The sequence below is a fragment of the Streptohalobacillus salinus genome (assembly GCF_003201605.1).
Classification (GTDB): domain Bacteria; phylum Bacillota; class Bacilli; order Bacillales; family Amphibacillaceae; genus Streptohalobacillus; species Streptohalobacillus salinus.
This window is the reverse complement of the sequence record NZ_QJJR01000004.1, coordinates 235,777-254,849: the sequence shown is the minus strand read 5'-3', so window position 1 is coordinate 254,849 and position 19,073 is coordinate 235,777. Positions and strand designations below refer to the sequence as shown.

Sequence of the window (19,073 nt, the reverse complement as noted above, 5' to 3'; positions counted from 1 at the left end):
TCAGTATCCTTTTTCTTTAGTTGCTATTTTCAGAATAGTTTTCGTTTTACGAAAATTATGATAGGATGAAGCTACCAAGCTAGATACAAAAAGGGGGTCCACGACTTATGGATGCGAACCAAGATACCATTGATGTTAAAGATATTGTTATTGCTCATCAGTTAATAAAAGATGTTGTCAAAAAAACGCCACTGATTAAAGATCCAATTCTTTCAGAGAAATATGACTGTAACGTCTACTTAAAGCGTGAAGATTTACAGGTCGTGCGCTCATTCAAAATTCGTGGTGCATACCATTTTATGCAAAGTTTAAAACCAGATGAATTAAAAAACGGCGTAGTCTGTGCAAGTGCAGGTAACCATGCCCAAGGTGTTGCTTATTCTTGTCAAGCGATGGGGGTTAAAGGGAAGATTTTTATGCCGACGACGACACCCCGACAGAAAGTGGATCGTGTCCGCTTTTTTGGTGGAGATGCCGTTGATATTATTTTAACAGGCGATACGTTTGATGATGCAAGTGATGAATCTAAAGCTTATGCAGAAGCCCATGAGATGACGTTTATTCATCCTTTTGATGATTATCGAACCATTGCTGGACAAGGAACGATCGGTCTGGAAATTTTAGAATCTATCAATGAGCCAATTTCGCACATGTTTATGTCTGTTGGTGGTGGCGGCTTAATTTCTGGTGTGAGTACATATGTAAAGAGCATCAGTCCAGAAACGAAAATTATCGGCGTCGAACCTGCAGGAGCAGCTTCCATGCAAGCATCATTTAAAGCAAATAAAGTAGTGAAATTAGATTACGTTGATAAATTTGTCGATGGCGCTAGCGTAAAACGGATCGGTGATTTAACATTTAAAATCAGTAAACCACTTGTGGATGGATTTGCAACCATTCCTGAAGGACGGATATGCACAACTATTCTTGACCTATACAATGAAAATGCTATTGTTACAGAACCAGCAGGGGCGATGCCGGTATCTGCCTTAGAAGATTATAAGGATGAAATCAAAGGGAAAAATGTTGTTGTAATTGTCAGCGGTGGGAATAACGATATCGACCGGATGCAGGACATTAAAGAACGCTCCTTAATTTATGAAGGTTATAAACACTACTTCATTGTTAGTTTTCCACAGCGAGCGGGTGCACTGCGTCAATTTCTGACTGACGTATTAGGGGCAGATGACGATATTACTCGTTTTGAGTATACAAAAAAGAATAATCGTGACCGCGGTCCAGTCCTTGTCGGTGTTGAGTTGAAGAATAAAGAAGACTATCAGCCGCTCATTCGACGCATGGAGCAAAAAGGGTTCAATTATATCGAGATAAACAAAGATCAAGATCTGTTCCAACTACTTATTTAAATCGCTTAAATATGCTATACTATGAAAAGAGAGGCACCTCTTGTTTACAGCAGGTTTTCCTCTCTTTTTTGTGTGGAGGTGTTGAAGATATTGAAAATCAAAATGTTAGTTCAAACCCAGTACAAATCAGAGCTTTTGCGCCAAGGTAAAATTTATGATATCAATGAGGAAACGGCAAAACGTTGGCTGCTTAGTAAGTTAGCAGAGCCTGTTAAAGCAGGTAAAACCAATCAAAACAGAGCTTGAAATTGTGCTTTAAAATGTGCACGATCCCGTTCAGTGAATGCGCGCGGTCCTTTTGTTTTCGCTCCGCTTTTGCGCAATTGCTGATTGAGGTATCTTGACTCGAGCAAGCGATTAATCGTTTCTGTGCTGTAATGGTTGCCTGAAGGATGGATGACTTTCGCCTCTTTCGTGAGCGCAAGTGAAGCAAGACCATAATCTTGGGTGACAAGAACGTCGCCTTTTTGGATTAACGACATAATACGGTAATCCGCCGCTTCACTCGCCGAGTCGACATATATTTCTTTGACGAACTCTGGATAGCGTTTATGACTAAAATGCGCGTAACTTTTTACTAAGCGTACCTGTTTGTTTTGAATTGAGGCAACGTCAATGACAATATCGGTCACAGGACATGCATCAGCATCAATGAATATCAAATAAATCACCCTTTGTACTATAACAGTTTTTTGAAGCCTTTTTTACTATAACATGAAACGGAGTGAACTGCATGAGTGAATTACAAGCGGGTCAAATTTTGACCTTACCAGTAAAACGTGTGATTGATACGGGTTACGTATTAGGTGACACTGAGGAAGTATTACTGCACCAAAATGAAGCTAAGGCTACGCTAACAACAAATGATGAGGTTGAAGTGTATCTTTATCATGACAAAAAACAACAATTAATCGCAACGACCACATTGCCACACGTGCGCTTTGATATCTTTGATTGGGCCGAAGTGACTGAAATTAAAGAAGGTTTAGGTGTCTTTGTTGATACTGGGACGAGCCGTCACGTCTTAGTTTCAAGTGACGATCTTCCTGAGTTGCGGTCCATTTGGCCGGAAGTTGGTGACGTGTTATATGTTACTTTAAAACTAGACAAGCGGGGCCGGTTGCTTGCTGATCCCGTTCGTGAGGAAGATTTTGAAGGTAACTGGGACATTGCTCCTGAGTCACTATTCAATCAAGACATTAAAGGCCGCGTCTTCCGCTCGGGACGTGAAGGTGCCGTTGTTATCACAGAAGAAGGCTACCGTGGTTTTATTCACAACAGTGAACGGAAACGTGATCCACGCATCGGTGAATGGATTGAAGGACGTATCATTAAAGTGAAAGAGGATGGCAGTTTAAACATTAGCTTGTTGCCAAGAAAGCAAGATGCTCAAGCGACAGATGCCGCTACCTTACTCGCTTATTTGGAAGCACATGACGATGAAATGTCATTTGACAATAAGAGTGAACCAGAGCTGATTCAAACCACCTTCAATATGAGTAAAGCAGCCTTTAAACGGGCAATCGGTTTATTATTAAAAGAACGTTTAATAAAACAATCAGATGGTAAAACATATCTAATCAAAGAGTGATTGGTTCAAAAGTCTTGGTCACCCATTTATAATTAGGACTTGAGACACAATTCAACAAGTTTTTTTGATTTTTTCTTCCTATTAACTACAGGGCAATTTATAAACAGCTGAAATGAATAAACAAATCAAAATTATTTGAACAGAATCACTAGAACAGATATAATAGTAATGCTTGAAGCTTTTTAGTCTTTAGAACATGGCTTGCTGGAAGATAGGGGGTGCGGATGAAAAATGCGTGTGAATACCATTGATGAAGTTAAGACGATTGAACGAGAAGCGGAAACGCTTGAACGTGATTACAAAGACAAACTCAAACAAATGGAAGTAGAGACAGATGAAAAAATTAAAGAGATGAAGGAGAAGGTGGAAGCCGACCTTGCTCAATTCACTCATCAACAAGCATCAAAAAAAGAAGAAAAGCTTGAGAAATTAAAAGTTGCGATTAACGAAGAACAACAAAAAGATATCGATCAACTTAAAACGAATTTTAAAACAAAAGAAGATAAGTTGGTTAATGCGGTTATTGAGGAGGTTATGAGGACATATGGCAATAGCTAAAATGAACAAACTGACACTCATATCTTTCCATGAACACAAAGATACATTGTTGCAATCTATTCAAGCGTTACAAAGCTTTGAAGTTGTTGATCTTCCATCATCAGATATCGGTGACTATCAAGTCTCACCACATGAAATTGATGGGTTAGAAACAATCATTAAAAAGTTTGAAACGCGTATTGATCAAGTTCAAGCTTCTATTGACTTTCTACAATCCTATCTACCTAAACGTCCATTATTCAAGAAATTGCGTGAGAAACGAAAAGCGTTTACGCTTGAAGAGCTTGAGCAAGAAATATTTACTTTCTCGCCCAAAACGCTCGTGGATGATATTTTAGACAAAGAAAGAAAACTCGATCAAATTCGAGAACTTGAAAAAGATTTGCACGAAAAAGAAACGTATTTTACCCTTTGGAAAAAGTTAGCGTTTAGTGCAGATGCCATTGATCAGATGCGACATGTAAAAGGTAGTGTCGGTATCATCCCTCAACATGTTCAAAATGAATACATGAATATGTTGAAAGAATCAAATTTACTTTATGTCGAAGAAGTCTATCAAGATAATGATGAACACGGGGTAGTGGTTTACTATGATCGTGATCAAGAAACTGATGTTAAAAAACTTCTTAATGAAGCGCACTTTGATAACCAAACTGAATATTTCCAAATCAGCGCAGGTGATCAACTCGAACATGTTAAGCAAGAACTTGCAGCCCACAAGGAAGAGAAGCGTCTCATAAAAGAAGCGTTGCAACAAATGACCACAGAAGAATGGCAACTCATGTTAACTGAAGAGTATTACGAAGCAAAGCTTCAACGCGAGCGTAGTAAGCTTTTACTTGTTGATGAGAAACATTTATTTGTTATGGAAGGTTGGTTAGAAGCAGAACGAGTCGATGGATTCAAAACAGCCGTTCAAAATGTTCTTCCCGACACAGATGTGGCGGTCATGGTTAGTGAAGTTGTTGAAGAAGAGTACGACGATGTACCTGTCGTTCTAAAAAACAATGATTTTGTTTCGCCATTTGAAAGCATCACATCCATGTATAATTTACCAAAATACAATGAAATTGATCCAACACCATTCCTTGCCCCTTTTTACTTGGTATTCTTTGGGATGATGGCCGCTGATGTCGGTTATGGATTACTTTTATGGCTAGCAACTTTTGTCGTCTTGAAATTCACTGAAATTGCACCAGCAATGAAGAAAAACATGAAGTTTTTCCATTTACTATCTTACCCAACAATTATTTGGGGCTTAATATACGGATCATTCTTCGGTGCTGAGTTGCCATTCGTGTTACTTTCAACTACAGATGACGTTATTTCAATTCTTGTTATCTCAGTCATTTTTGGTATCACACAGATTTTCTTCGGTTTAGGTATCAATACGTACCTAAAACTAAAACACAATGACAAGTACGGCGCATTTGCTGATGGCATTGGTTGGATTGGTATTTTCGTTGGTCTAATTCTTCTGTTAGCAGGTAACATGTTACTTGAAAATGAATTATTAGGAACGATTGGTGGTATTATTGCCATTGTCAGTGCACTCGGTATAATCCTTGCTTCAACGCTCGGCTCAGACAATAAAGGGCTAGGTGTTGGTTTAGGTGTATACAATCTATATGGTATTACAGGCTATGTCGGTGATATTGTAAGTTATACACGTCTAATGGCCTTAGGTGTTTCGAGTGGGAGTATCGCCTTAGCTTTTAACATGATTATTGGCTTTATTCCAGGTGCTGGTCGCTTTACAATTGGGATTGTTCTATTTATCGTGTTGCATTCAGTTAACTTAGGGTTAACCATGCTTAGTGCTTATGTGCACGGCGCGCGTTTAATCTTTGTCGAATTCTTCGGTAAGTTTTATGAAGGTGGCGGCAAAGCGCTCAATCCTTTAAAAGTTACTGAAAAATATATTCAACTAAAAAATCAAAAAGAATCATAAAGAGATACGGAGGAATTATATTATGGAAAACTGGTTAACATTTTTTATCGAAAATAACGGTGGTCAAATTTTTGCAGCTTTAGGTATCGCATTTGCAGTAATCTTTTCAGGTATGGGTTCGGCAAAAGGTGTTGGGATGACAGGTGAAGCTGCGGCATCACTTATTAAAGAACAACCTGAAAAATTTGGTAAATCTTTAATTCTTCAATTGCTACCAGGTACGCAAGGTTTATACGGATTCGTTATTGGTTTCTTAATTTACCTAAACATGTCAGCTGATATGGCATTCTCTGATGGACTATTTATGTTAATGGCTGCTATGCCAATCGCATTTACAGGCTTAACTGCAGGTATTGCACAAGGGCGTGTCTCAACAGCAGCTGTTCAAATCTTAGCAAAAAGAGAAGAACAAAACTCAAAAGGTATCATTTACTCAGCGATGGTTGAAACTTATGCAATCTTAGGGTTCGTTATTTCCTTCTTACTTGTTTTAGCATAAGATAAAAAATAGTGAGAGGATGGGGACTATGAAAGATTTACAAGCTTTGTCCACACAAATTTTGGCGAAAACCAAAACGGAAGGACAAAACAGATTAGATGAGTACGAAAAAGTTGCTAATGACAAAATTGAAGAACAACGTCAAAAGCTTGTGGAAAGTCAAAAAAATCGTGAAGAGCAGATTGAACGTCAAATGACGAATGACTATGAACGAGAAGCACAAACATTAGCAAATCAGAAAAGAAATGCTGTCCTTAGCACGAAACAATCGTTACTAAATAATGTGTTCAATCAAGCCGCTAACAAAATGGCTAACTGGGATGGGGAAAGATTGTCTATCTTCTTAGCTAGTGTGTTAAAAGATCTTGATAAAACGATTGATTGGATGATTGTTCCTGGTGAACGTTCGAAGGACGTTTTTAAATCAGATGAGGTAACAGCTGTTATTGATCAATACACTAACGTAACACTTGCAAATGAAACAGTTAAACAAAAGGCTGGTTTCTTGTTGCAACATGGTGGTATTGACTACAACTTCTGTTTTGATGTGCTTGTTCAAGAGTTGAAAAAAGAATTTTCTCCACAACTTGCAGCCTTAGCATTTAAAACTAATGAATAAGGGGGGAGAATAGATGCAAGATACTCAATACAAGGGCGTCAATACCTTACTTCGTGTGTATGAAACACAACTTCTTACACGCGAAGATTATGAAAAGATGCTTCGTGCAGAAAACTTAAGCGAAGCACTTGAAGCATTAAAAAGCACTGAATATTTAATCGATGAACAAGAACTTTTAGAACATAAAACGTTTGATGGTTTTCTCATGCAACGATTAAAAAATCTCTATGAAGAACTTTATTCCGTTACACCGGACTCAGAGGTTGTGCAAATTTATACATTGCGGTACACGTACCACAACTTAAAAGTGCTACTTAAACAGAAGTTTACAGACCAAGACTTGGAGCATTTATTGATTCATATCGGTAAATATCCTGTGTCTACCCTACGTCATCTCGTTAACACAGGCCAATCTGACGAATTAAACCCGATCATGATTGAAGGGGTCACTGGGGCAATCGAAGACTTCGAAACGTATGGCCGTCTAGAAACAGCAGATGTGTTTATGGATACTTACTATTACAAACATATGCGTGCCATCACTGACCGTTTAAACAATGCGACCATTACTAAAATGGCCGATGCGATGATTGACCTTGATAATCTATCAACAGTTGTTCGAAGTATTAATCAAAACAAATCACGTTCGTTCTTGCACACGGTCTTATCTAGTTCGGGAACAATTCCAAAAAAAGCGTTAATTGATGCGGCCGATGATGGTGCTATCAATGTGTTAAATTCATTGTACTTAGACAAAACGTATTCCAAACGTTTGGAAGCCGTAGTTGTTGAATCAAAAGATAACATTAATCCAATGGTTCTTGATAAAGTCATTGATGAAATTGTTGATGATTTGATGGAAGAAGCAAAGTATCAAGCCTTTGGACCCATGCCAGTTATGGCATTTATGTTCGCAATTGAAAAGGAAGTAACAAATATCCGCTTAATTCTTGTCGGAAAAGACAATCAAATTGACGAAGATATTATTAGAGAAAGGATGCGACCAATTTATGGCTCATAAGATAGCAGTAGTAGGAGACAAAGATTCGGTCTTACCTTTCAAAATCTTAGGATTTGATGTGTTTGCTTCTGCAACACCACGTATTGCTAGAGAGACCATTGATCGATTAGCTGGTGAACAATACGGGGTTATTTATTTAACAGAAGCGATGGCAAAGGAAATACCGGATACAATTAAACGTTATGATGCAGAAGTTCAACCTGCGATTATTCTTATTCCGAATCATAAAGGTTCATTGAATATCGGCAAAGGCCGAATTAGAAAGAATATGGAAAAAGCAGTTGGACAAGACATCTTATAATTAGGAGGGGACTTATTTGAAGAAAGGGAATATAGTTAAAGTTTCCGGTCCTTTAGTAATGGCAGAAGGTATGGAGCATGCAAATATCCAGGACCTTTGTTATGTTGGGGACATGCGATTAGTAGGTGAGATCATAGAAATGCGTTATGATGTTGCTTCAATCCAAGTATACGAAGAAACCTCTGGAGTAGGACCTGGTGAACCTGTAGAAACAACAGGAGAAGCCTTGTCTGTCGAATTAGGACCAGGGATTGTTTCACAAATGTTCGATGGGATTCAACGTCCACTCGATTCATTTAAAGAACAAACAAACAGTAACTACCTGATTAGAGGGGTAAATATTTCATCACTAGATCGTGAGAAAAAATGGGCTTTTAAAGCCACCAAAAAAGTCGGCGATGTTGTTGAGCCTGGGGATATTGTTGGGACCGTTCAAGAAACGAAAGTTATTGAACACCGCATCCTTGTACCACATGGTGTCCAAGGTACACTTACAGCGCTAGCAGACGGGGACTATTCACTTGAAGATGTTGTCTTTAAAGTGGACACAGAAGATGGAGAGAAAGAACTTACCATGCTTCAGCGCTGGCCAGTACGTCGGGGACGTCCGTTTAAGAAGAAATTAAACCCTGATAAACCGATGTTAACTGGACAACGCGTGATTGATACATTCTTCCCAATCACAAAAGGTGGGGCTGCAGCGGTACCAGGACCTTTTGGTGCTGGTAAAACAGTTGTTCAACACCAGATTGCGAAATTTAGTGACGTGGACCTCGTTGTTTATGTTGGTTGTGGGGAACGCGGGAATGAGATGACAGATGTACTCAACGAGTTCCCAGAACTTGTTGATCCAAACACTGGTGAATCATTGATGGAACGGACAATTTTAATTGCAAACACATCAAATATGCCAGTAGCGGCCCGTGAGGCGTCTATTTATACAGGAATTACGATCGCAGAATACTTCCGTGATATGGGATACAGTGTTGCGATCATGGCTGACTCAACATCACGTTGGGCGGAAGCACTTCGGGAAATGTCTGGTCGTCTTGAAGAAATGCCAGGTGACGAAGGTTATCCTGCTTATCTTGGTAGCCGGATTGCAGAATATTACGAACGTGCCGGACGTATTCAAACATTTGGCTCAGACGAGCGTGAAGGCTCCATTACAGCAATTGGTGCCGTATCACCTCCAGGTGGGGATACCTCTGAACCAGTGACGCAAAATACCTTACGTGTTGTTAAAGTTTTCTGGGCACTTGATTCATCCCTTGCACAGAAACGTCACTTCCCATCGGTCAACTGGTTAACTTCTTACTCACTCTATCTAGATGATGTTGGTAAGTTTATGGACCAAGAACTCGATACAGGTTGGGCGGAAATGGTTCAACACTCAATGAATATTTTACAAGAAGAGTCAGAACTACAAGAGATTGTTCGTCTAGTTGGTCTTGAATCCTTATCTGAAAAAGACCGCTTAACCATGCTTGTGGCTCAATCACTCCGTGAAGACTATTTACAGCAAAATGCATTTGACGATATCGATACGTTTACATCACGCACCAAACAATATTATATGCTTGACTTAATTCTTTCTTTTGAGGAAGAAGCACGTGAAGCAATGCGCTTAGGTGCATACTATAAAGAAATCCTTGAAGGTACAAGTGACTTACGTGATCGAATTGCACGTTCACGCTCGATACCTGAAGACAATCTTGAAAAAATCACACAAATTAAAACAGATATGAAAGAACTAATTCACCAAATAGTTGCTGAAGGAGGTATGACGCAGAATGCTTAAAGAATACAAAACAGTTAGCGAAGTCGTTGGACCTCTGATGGCCGTAGAAGGTGTAGAAGGCGTCAAATTCGATGAGCTTGTCGAAGTACAACTTCAAACCGGTGAAATACGTCACGGACAAGTGCTCGAAGTTAATCGCGATAAAGCGATGGTTCAGATTTTTGAAGGACCAAGTGGGATTAACATTAAAGATACAAAGGTACGCTTCCGTGGTAAGCCACTATCATTAGATGTATCTGAAGATATGGTTGGTCGTGTATTTAGTGGGATGGGTGAACCGAAAGATGGTGGACCTGAAATTATCCCTGAAAAAAGTTTAGACGTCAATGGTCAAGCAATTAATCCAATTGCACGTGATTATCCGGATGAGTTTATTCAGACAGGTATTTCTGCGATTGACCACTTGAACACATTAGTACGTGGACAAAAATTACCCGTTTTCTCTGGTTCAGGTTTACCACACAAGGAATTGGCAGCACAAATTGCGCGTCAAGCCGCAGTGAAAAATAGCGATGAAAAATTTGCCGTTGTCTTCGCTGCAATGGGGGTAACCTTCGATGAAGCTGATTTCTTCATGGAAGATTTCCGTAAAACTGGCGCAATTGACCGTTCTGTTATGTTTATTAATTTAGCGGATGATCCTGCTATTGAACGGATCGCAACACCTAAAATGGCACTGACAACTGCTGAATATCTAGCCTTTGAAAAAGACATGCACGTTCTTGTTATTATGACGGACATGACTTACTATTGTGAGGCTTTGCGTGAAATTTCTGCAGCACGTCGTGAGGTGCCAGGTCGTCGTGGTTATCCAGGTTACTTATATACCAACCTTTCGACCATCTATGAGCGTGCAGGACGTCTCATTGGCAAAAAAGGATCTGTAACACAGATTCCTATTCTATCCATGCCAGAAGATGATATTACCCACCCAATCCCTGACTTAACTGGTTATATTACTGAAGGTCAAATTATTTTGAGTCGTGACCTTAATAACCAAGGCTTTAAGCCACCGATTAATGTGCTTCCTTCATTATCACGTCTAAAAGATAAAGGGACGGGTGAGGGTAAAACACGCAAGGATCACGCCCCAACAATGAATCAATTATTTGCAGCCTATGCGAAAGGTATAGAAGCAAAAGAATTGGCCGTTGTCCTAGGTGAGTCAGCTTTATCTGAGACAGATAAGTTATATGTTGAATTTACGAAACGATTCGAAGAAGACTACATTAATCAAGGCTTCTACACGAACCGTTCAATCGAGGAAACCTTAACACTCGGATGGGAATTATTATCAATCCTACCTCGCACTGAACTTAAACGGATTAAGAGTGAATTGATCGAAGAGTTTATGCCGGAAGGAGAGTGATCGGCCTATGGCTAGATTGAACGTCAAGCCAACCCGGATGGAGTTATCCAACCTAAAAGACCGTCTATCTATTTCTACTCGGGGTCATAAGCTTTTAAAGGATAAACAAGATGAATTAATGCGTCAGTTTATTGTCTTGATTCGTAAAAACAATGAGTTGCGCGATGAAGTGGAAACAGAACTTACTGAGTCTATGCGCGCATTTGTTATTGCGAAATCACTTTTAAATGAATCATTCATCGAAGAATTATTTTCAGTACCTGATACATCGGTCACCCTTGATATTCAAGAAAAGAATATTATGAGTGTCATGGTGCCAGAAATGAACTTTACTGTAGATGAAGATGATAAAGAATCTGAAATGAAATATGGTTTGTTAAACTCAAACAGTGAGTTAGATGATTCGATTGATCGCATTAGCGTTATTTTGCCTAAACTATTAAAGCTTTCTGAGATCGAAAAAACGTGTCAATTAATGGCTGATGAAATTGAAAAGACACGGCGTCGAGTTAACGCGCTGGAGTACTTGAAAATTCCACAACTTAAAGAGACGATTCATTACATTCAAATGAAACTTGAAGAAGATGAACGTGCTAACATTACACGCATTATGAAAGTGAAAGATATGGGTCAGTAAATGCTATAAAATAGTAAGAGGGTGATGTTATGTAGCTACATAACATCACCCTCTTTATCTGTATGATTGCTCTCAGATTATTCTTTGTCTGTCTGGATGAACCAAGATCTGTGGCCAACATAAATACTTTGATGATTCTGAAAAGGAGATTTTGCTTGAAAACTCTAAAATGGCTTTTTTTACTATGACTCTTTTACATTTTCGTTGCTATTATCATCTAAGCTGTCATTAAGTATCTAAAAGAATAACAACAAACAAGCACAACAGTCCACAATTGAATGCTATACCGGTTCAGTGGTTCATTAGACTGATTTAGTCATGCTTAAAAGCCCACCACTACTTTTGAAAAACCAGGTAGTGGTGGGCTTTAAATAAAACATCTTGTAAAACAGGCTTAACTTTTAGATAAAGCCAAGTCAATGATTTCAATTTCAGCTGGATTAACAGGAATAAGCGGTAAACGCACATTGCCAACTGGCCAACCATTACGTGTTAAGGCATATTTAACACCCGTAGGATTTGGCGCAATAAATAAGGCTTTAATGATTGGCGCAATCGCTTGTTGGATTTCCGTTGCTTCTTGTACCTCACCACGTTGATAGTGATCGATCAACGCGCGCATTTCATTGCCAACAATGTGCGAGGCCACACTGATAATTCCTGTTCCTCCGAGTGCGATAATCGGTAGTAGAAGATTGTCATCACCGCTATACACGTCAAAATCAGCAGGCGTTTCCTTAATGATTTGACTAATTAAGTCTAAATCACCGGTTGCTTCTTTAATCGCAACAATATTATCAATTTCTTGTAGACGCAAGATCGTCTCTAGTTCCAAACGGACAATCGTCCGCCCTGGAATGTTGTAGAGGATAACGGGCTTCGTTGTAGCAGCTGCAATCGTTTTAAAATGCTGATACATGCCTTCTTGTGATGGCTTGTTGTAATAAGGTGTGACTAGCATGATTGCGTCGACACCTGCATGCTCTGCTTCTTTCGTTAACTCAACCGATTGTGCAGTATTATTCGATCCTGTACCCGCGATTACTGGCACGCGACCGTTAACAACCGTAACAACAAATTTGAGGAAATCAATCTTTTCTTCATGGGTTAAAGTCGGTGATTCGCCGGTTGTTCCAACGGCTACAATGCCTTCCGTTCCGTTTGCTAGTAAATATTCAATTAAGTCTGTGGTTACCTGATAGTCAATCTGATTGGACTGATCAAAAGGCGTAACCATTGCTGTTAGTACTTTACCAAACTTCATTATATACACCTCTTATTCATCTTAGTCATTCTCTGTTGGATAAAGACACTCAACGGATGGTATGTATTCCTATGACAAACAAATAGCAGCTCAGAGCAAAGGTGAGCTGCAACATAATTGATTATCAAAAATGATTGTTGAGTTAGCCCTCCATATAGATTTACTATATGACAACATAGCATTTCTTAAACGCTACACCAGCGCTGTTAGTTTTAAGTCTAACATCACTTCGGCAAAGCCTCCTTTTTGTAAATGGTCAACCGTGCTTAATCACGTCTCACTTACATACTGATCGTCTTTGCAACCTCTATACCCGCTTCAATACGAGATTGAAGATTATGTGAATGTGGTTTCACTATATCAAAAAAAGCGGCTCATGACAATTGTTTTCATTTGATTTTATTCGAATTGATAACTATGATACGCTTATTATTGTATTTTTTCCTTCAACTCGATTAAAATAGATTTGACCATAAGAGGAAGTGAAACATCATGAGAAGGTTCAAATTAAGTCAAAAGCAAAGCTTTTTCAAAATTCTCCTATTAAATTTCAGTATTGTATCTTTTTTAGCAATTGCGTTAATTTGGGCATCAAGCGCCATCTTAACCAATTTCACAAAAGACTATTACGATGAAATGATCATATCGACAACAGAGCGCTTTAATCATCACTTCAACGTTTTAACCGATGAATTAGAAGGGCTAGTTTCGCATGCAGAAACTCAAGAACGCTTACTAAGTAGAGATCGGCTCGAAAAAAGAGCGGGCTTACTGGATCTGATTCGTTATTCCAATATGGTAGATTACGGCTTGATAATTAATGAGGATCAACTCATTGAGGTCTCTGTCTTTCACGGTACTGTTGGCGCTAACGACATTGATGAAACAGAGGTTGTGCGTGTCGATGAACCGTCGCTTGAACGAGCACGTATGATTGCCAAACCTAACTTACTCGAATACATTATTCCCTTACCACAGACCAATGAACAACTTCACTTATTTATCGATTTATCGATTAATCAAACGATGCAATCTTTTTTTCAATCCATTTCTTTTGCTAACGACTATTATTTAGCTATCTTAGATAAAGCGGAACAACCTGTCTATACCTATAATGCTCTATCTAATCCTAACCCACTGGATCACTTAAAACCGTTAGTTCATGAAACTTTGAATCAAACCACGCATCCATTTGAACCGCGTCTCATGCATGATGAAAGATCAGGTTATGCAGTTAGTCATCAAACGCTTGCACGTACAGACTGGCATTTATTATTGATTGTCCCTGAACATTTATCTCAACAATTTATTAGTGACCTAAACCAGTTGTTACTTCCTGTCTTAATTGGCTTGTCTGTCCTTCTGTTCTTAGTAATATCTATAGTCACTTATCGCAATCAGCGACCTTATCAACAACTTTTAACTGCGATTCAAGCCGTTAGTTCCGGTGATTATCAACACCGGATTGATGCAGTGAACCCAAATCAGCAGATTGGTTCCATTAATCAACAATTTAATGAAATGGTTCATCAATTAGAGCAGTATCGTTATGATGTCTTTAAGAAAGAAGACAGCCTTCAAAGACAAAAAGCTTTTCTCGATCGGATCATTAACACAAGTCCTACTTTAATCTATACCATGACTGTCGATGGTCGTTATACAATGGTCAACAATAGCTATGCCAACGTGTACGGACTTACACCAGAAGAAATGGTTGGAAAGAACATTAAGGGTATCAAAGCGCTGGTGCATCGTGCCGAAAAAGATATAACCATTAATCATCACATTCTTGATACCCACGCCAGTATGGAGTATGAAGACCATCATGTGGGTACAAACGGTGTTGAACATTGGTATCAGGTGATCAAACAACCATTTTTAGGACTAAGTGGCAACGAAACGGAAATCCTATTAATTGCAACCGACATCACAACAATTCGTGAACAACAAGCGTTAATCGAGCATCAAGTGTATCATGATGAGTTAACCGCGATAGGGAATCGTAAATTGTTCAAAAAACAAATAAAAGCAGCGATTGACATGTCCGATCAAGGAAACAATAGTTTTGCGGTGATGTTTTTAGATTTAGACCGTTTCAAATATGTCAATGACACCTTTGGTCATGACGCTGGTGATCAATTGTTGATTGAAGTCGCTCATCGCATTGAAGCAACCCTTGGTGAAAAAGATCAAGTGTTTCGTTTTGGTGGGGATGAATTTACCATCATTGCTAACTATGATGAAAGTCGTTTAGAAATTAATGAACTTGCCAATCAATTAATCAGAGCGTTAACCCAACCTTATCTATTTGATGGCCATGCTTTTGTTGTAACGGCTAGCATTGGAATTAGTTTGTATCCAAAACACACGCAAACCATTAATGAGTTAACAAAATTCGCAGATTTAAGTATGTATCAAGCAAAACAACAGGGAAAAAACACGTATCGTATCTACACCAAAGAATTACAGACTGAAGTATCTCAAGCCATACGACTGGAAACCGATCTCTATCAAGCTGTCGCCCGTGATGAAATCCTCGTAAAGTATCAACCAATCTTTAGTAAGGATACCCAGGCTTTAGTCGCCGTTGAAGCATTGATCCGTTGGGAGCATTCAAAACTTGGCCTTATTTCACCACAGACATTCTTACCCATTAGTGAACAAAACGGGTTGATTCACTCCATCGGTTTAAGTGCAATTAAAGATGCCATCAATACTGTTGCTGAGTACAATCAGCAACATACTGTGCCGATTGATCTGCACATTAACCTTAGCGAAACACAGTTACTTAATATGTTGACACATGATCGCATTGAGCAATTGACTAATGATTATGGTCTGGCAGCTGAGCATTTGGTCATTGAAGTAGAAGAAACACTAGTGACTAAACTCAAGTCACCGGTCCAAAAAATTCTGATGATGTATCAAACCTCGGGTTTTCGGATTGCCATCGATCATTTTGATGAAAATTACATTACGAGTCAAAAGCTTAAACGCTTACCGGTTAACGTGATAAAAATTAGTCAGACTGTATTGAATGATTTACTCGATTCAACGGCTGATCTAGCAGCATTTCAACGGATGATAGAACATGCGCACACGCTCAATATTCGAGTCATTCAAGAAGGAATTGAAACAGAAGAACAAGCCCGTTATCTGCTAGCATATCCGATAGACGCTTGGCAAGGTTTCTTATTTAGTCAGCCTTTAACTAAAGATTATTTTAAGCAACTCTATTGACTTATTGGACTAAACCGATTAAAATAACAATTAAATATTTTAATTGACGATTCAAATAATTCTGTCAATTTAAATATAACTATTCTAAAAGGTGGTGTCAAAGCATGGGAAACGAAATCAGAAAACAAGTTGAAGTTGGCGATTGGGTAAAGCTTCGCACAAAGAAAGGCGAACGCATTCATGGTTTCATTGAAAAAGAAATGACAGATGAGGAGGTCGTACAATTACGTGTGATCGCGAGTGATAATCATCTCTTAAGTGGCCATAGTATCCAAGTCCATACCGTTAAACTTGAAGTCGAACCGATCAGTAAATATCATACATTAGGAGAACTTGAACAATTAATCGATCTTGCACTCTTAACAAATGATAAAACATGGTTTGACGCACTTTCAGATCAATACAATTATTTAAAAAGAGAAGTTGAAAACGAACGTCATATCGATTATACCGGTGTGTCACATATATAATAGTAAAGTCTTTGGTTCAAATGCGAACCAAAGACTTTTTTTGTCGCATCAGAAAACATAACTTTTCGGTTTGGATTGTGATCGCACATGCATAAACTTTTCTGATAAGAAGTTTCTCTCGTTCTGCGCTAAATCTAGAATAATAGTCTCTCGCTACAACGAGATCGTCTAAGTTTTTCATAATGACTTCGATTGACAGAAGACAAAATCTGTGTTAAAAAATATATATTAGCACTCATAACAGTTAAGTGCTAATAATACATTAACCAAGATAAGAGGGGATTAAATAATGGCAAAACAACAGTTTGAAGCAGAGTCAAGACGACTACTCGACATGATGATCAATTCAATCTATTCGAAGCGAGAAGTTTTTTTACGCGAATTAATTTCCAATGCAAGTGATGCGATTGATAAAATGTATTACCGTGCATTAACGGATGATTCGATAACGTTTAATCAATCCGATTACTACATAAAAATCGATGTTAACAAAGATGAACGTGAATTGACTGTACAGGACACAGGGATTGGGATGACAAAAGAAGAACTTGAATCCAACTTAGGGGTCATTGCAAAAAGTGGCTCATTAGCATTCAAAAAAGAAAACGAAATCAAAGATGGCTATGACATCATTGGGCAGTTCGGTGTCGGTTTCTATGCTGCTTTTATGGTTGCTGACGAGGTAACAGTTATCTCTAGGGCACTTGGTAGTGAACAAGCCTACCGCTGGCATTCAGAGGGTGCTGATGGGTTTACAATTGAAGATGCTGAGAAAGACAGCATTGGGACAACAATTACCCTTAAAGTGAAAGAAAGCAGTGAAGATGATGACTTTGATCAATTCCTAGATGAACAGCAACTTCAACAAATCGTGAAAAAGTATTCAGACTTTATTCGCTACCCAATAAAAATGGAACTCACAGAAGAACAATTAAAAGCAGATAGTGACGATGAGTATGAGACCGTCGTCGAAGAAAAAACTGTCAACAGCATGGTGCCGATCTGGAAGAAAAATAAAACAGAATTAACTGATGAAGACTATCATGAATTTTATAAAGAAAAGCACTACGGGTTTGATGATCCACTGACCCATGTCCATTTATCCGTTGATGGGAATATTCGCTATCAAGCGATTTTATATATCCCTGAATCAGCACCTTATAACTATTATTCACAAGAATATGAAAAGGGCTTAGAACTATATTCAAATGGTGTACTGATTATGAACAAAGCACCTGAGTTATTACCTGATTACTTTAGTTTTGTGAAAGGATTAGTTGATTCCGAAGACCTATCACTAAATATTTCACGTGAAATGCTGCAACATGACCGTCAACTGAAATTAATCGAGAAAAACTTAGTCAAAAAAATCAAGCAAGAATTGAAAAAGTTATTAATGAATGACCGTGAGAAATATGAAACGTTCTTTAAGGCGTTCGGCCGTCAATTAAAATACGGTGTCTACAGTGACTTTGGTCAAAACAAAGACACACTGAAAGATTTGCTCTTATTTTACTCATCAACTGAAGAGACACTTGTCACCTTACAAGAATACGTTGATCGGATGAAAGAAGATCAAACCATTATCTACTATGCAACGGGTGAATCGCATGCACGTATCGAGAACTTACCACAAACAGAAATGGTCAAAGATAAAGGGTTTGAAATCCTTTACTTAACTGATGATATTGATGAATTCGCACTTAAAATGTTACAAGAATACGAAGGCAAAACATTTAAATCCGTATCAAGCGGTGATTTAGAGCTAGGTGATGACGATGAAACAAACGCACCTGAGGTTACTGATGAAGATCAAAAAATCTTTGATAAAATGAAAGAACAGTTAAGTGGTAAAGTTTCTGACGTGCGTCCATCAAAACGACTTAAAACGCACCCGGTTTGTTTAACAAATGAAGGGGACATTTCAATCGAAATGGAAAAAGTCTTAAGTATGATGCCAGAAAATCAAGGTGTTAAAGCGGATAAAGTATTAGAAATTAATACCAATCACCAGATTTTCAATCAATTAAAAGAAAACGCCTTGGAAAATGAAGACTTAATTGCCACTTATGCAAATATTCTTTATAACCAAGCATTGCTGATTGAAGGTCTGCCAGTAGAGGATCCTGTTAGCTACGCCAACGATGTCTGGAAAGTGATGAAATAGCCCTTGACATTCATCTTGACTATGTTACATTAAACGTATAAAAATTCATATAAACAAAAACCACTAGGGGTGTCACCGATAAGTGACTGAGATCGAAGTAAAGGCTTTGAGACTCTTAGAACCTGATCTAGTTTATGCTAGCGTAGGGAAGTGGCTCTTGATTAAACGTCTTACTTTTTATAATCAAACCACTTCAGGCTTTATTTGAAGTGGTTTTT

At 38.5% G+C, this 19,073-nt stretch carries 17 protein-coding genes and 2 riboswitches; of the genes, 15 read left to right on the top strand and 2 right to left on the bottom strand.

Features of this window, described 5'->3' with window-relative positions; translation table 11 throughout:
- Window positions 1-107: 107 nt before the first annotated feature.
- Window positions 108-1,367: a threonine ammonia-lyase IlvA gene (gene ilvA / locus DES38_RS05660; RefSeq protein WP_110251125.1), complete on the top strand. Its 1,260-nt coding sequence runs from the start codon at window positions 108-110 to the stop codon at window positions 1,365-1,367.
- Window positions 1,368-1,457: 90 nt separating this feature from the next.
- Window positions 1,458-1,613 (top strand): hypothetical protein, encoded by a 156-nt coding sequence (locus DES38_RS11985; RefSeq protein ID WP_170114348.1) that lies wholly within the window; start codon window positions 1,458-1,460, stop codon window positions 1,611-1,613.
- Here DES38_RS11985 and DES38_RS05655 read toward each other — a convergent pair.
- Window positions 1,598-2,029, bottom strand: a complete 432-nt coding sequence (locus DES38_RS05655; protein ID WP_245881964.1) for a YaiI/YqxD family protein — start codon at window positions 2,027-2,029, stop codon at window positions 1,598-1,600. The genes DES38_RS11985 and DES38_RS05655 overlap by 16 nt on opposite strands.
- Before the next feature lie 71 nt (window positions 2,030-2,100).
- Between DES38_RS05655 and DES38_RS05650 the strand changes: the two genes are divergently transcribed.
- From DES38_RS05650 to DES38_RS05605, 10 genes are all read left to right on the top strand, one after another.
- The gene (locus DES38_RS05650; protein WP_110251123.1) at window positions 2,101-2,958 is read left to right on the top strand and encodes a CvfB family protein; all 858 of its coding nucleotides are present in this window, start codon (window positions 2,101-2,103) and stop codon (window positions 2,956-2,958) included.
- 231 nt (window positions 2,959-3,189) lie between these two features.
- Window positions 3,190-3,516, top strand: coding sequence for a hypothetical protein (locus DES38_RS05645; RefSeq protein ID WP_110251122.1), 327 nt, complete (start codon window positions 3,190-3,192; stop codon window positions 3,514-3,516).
- Window positions 3,503-5,467, top strand: a complete 1,965-nt coding sequence (locus tag DES38_RS05640) for a V-type ATP synthase subunit I (protein ID WP_110251121.1) — start codon at window positions 3,503-3,505, stop codon at window positions 5,465-5,467. Before DES38_RS05645 ends, DES38_RS05640 begins: the two co-directional genes overlap by 14 nt.
- A gap of 22 nt (window positions 5,468-5,489) precedes the next feature.
- Complete coding sequence (locus tag DES38_RS05635; RefSeq protein WP_110251120.1) at window positions 5,490-5,966, top strand: V-type ATP synthase subunit K; 477 nt, start codon at window positions 5,490-5,492, stop codon at window positions 5,964-5,966.
- Window positions 5,967-5,994: 28 nt separating this feature from the next.
- Window positions 5,995-6,585 carry a V-type ATP synthase subunit E gene (locus DES38_RS05630; protein ID WP_110251119.1) on the top strand — a complete coding sequence of 197 codons (591 nt, stop codon included), beginning with the start codon at window positions 5,995-5,997 and terminating at the stop codon, window positions 6,583-6,585.
- 13 nt (window positions 6,586-6,598) lie between these two features.
- Window positions 6,599-7,606, top strand: a complete 1,008-nt coding sequence (locus tag DES38_RS05625; protein WP_110251118.1) for a V-type ATPase subunit — start codon at window positions 6,599-6,601, stop codon at window positions 7,604-7,606.
- Window positions 7,596-7,907, top strand: a complete 312-nt coding sequence (locus tag DES38_RS05620) for a V-type ATP synthase subunit F (RefSeq protein ID WP_110251117.1) — start codon at window positions 7,596-7,598, stop codon at window positions 7,905-7,907. Before DES38_RS05625 ends, DES38_RS05620 begins: the two co-directional genes overlap by 11 nt.
- A 16-nt stretch (window positions 7,908-7,923) precedes the next feature.
- Window positions 7,924-9,708: a V-type ATP synthase subunit A gene (locus DES38_RS05615; RefSeq protein ID WP_110251116.1), complete on the top strand. Its 1,785-nt coding sequence runs from the start codon at window positions 7,924-7,926 to the stop codon at window positions 9,706-9,708.
- Window positions 9,701-11,077 carry a V-type ATP synthase subunit B gene (locus DES38_RS05610; RefSeq protein ID WP_110251115.1) on the top strand — a complete coding sequence of 459 codons (1,377 nt, stop codon included), beginning with the start codon at window positions 9,701-9,703 and terminating at the stop codon, window positions 11,075-11,077. Before DES38_RS05615 ends, DES38_RS05610 begins: the two co-directional genes overlap by 8 nt.
- Before the next feature lie 7 nt (window positions 11,078-11,084).
- Window positions 11,085-11,714 carry a V-type ATP synthase subunit D gene (locus tag DES38_RS05605; protein WP_110251114.1) on the top strand — a complete coding sequence of 210 codons (630 nt, stop codon included), beginning with the start codon at window positions 11,085-11,087 and terminating at the stop codon, window positions 11,712-11,714.
- Window positions 11,715-12,108: 394 nt separating this feature from the next.
- Here the strand turns inward: DES38_RS05605 and dapA are convergent, their stop codons facing one another.
- On the bottom strand, window positions 12,109-12,978 hold the full coding sequence (gene dapA, locus DES38_RS05600) for a 4-hydroxy-tetrahydrodipicolinate synthase (protein ID WP_110251113.1): 870 nt from the start codon (window positions 12,976-12,978) through the stop codon (window positions 12,109-12,111).
- Window positions 12,979-13,113: 135 nt separating this feature from the next.
- Window positions 13,114-13,296: riboswitch (Lysine riboswitch) on the bottom strand.
- A 174-nt stretch (window positions 13,297-13,470) separates the two neighbouring features.
- On the opposite strand from dapA, the gene DES38_RS05595 reads away from it, so the two are divergent.
- The 3 genes from DES38_RS05595 to htpG all read left to right on the top strand — a co-directional run bounded on the left by DES38_RS05595 (window position 13,471) and on the right by htpG (window position 18,855).
- Window positions 13,471-16,218 (top strand): putative bifunctional diguanylate cyclase/phosphodiesterase, encoded by a 2,748-nt coding sequence (locus tag DES38_RS05595; protein WP_110251112.1) that lies wholly within the window; start codon window positions 13,471-13,473, stop codon window positions 16,216-16,218.
- A gap of 104 nt (window positions 16,219-16,322) precedes the next feature.
- Window positions 16,323-16,688 (top strand): IDEAL domain-containing protein, encoded by a 366-nt coding sequence (locus DES38_RS05590; RefSeq protein WP_110251111.1) that lies wholly within the window; start codon window positions 16,323-16,325, stop codon window positions 16,686-16,688.
- A gap of 289 nt (window positions 16,689-16,977) precedes the next feature.
- Complete coding sequence (htpG, locus tag DES38_RS05585; RefSeq protein ID WP_110251110.1) at window positions 16,978-18,855, top strand: molecular chaperone HtpG; 1,878 nt, start codon at window positions 16,978-16,980, stop codon at window positions 18,853-18,855.
- A 55-nt stretch (window positions 18,856-18,910) separates the two neighbouring features.
- Window positions 18,911-19,021, top strand: a riboswitch (TPP riboswitch).
- The last annotated feature ends 52 nt before the right edge of the window (window positions 19,022-19,073 follow it).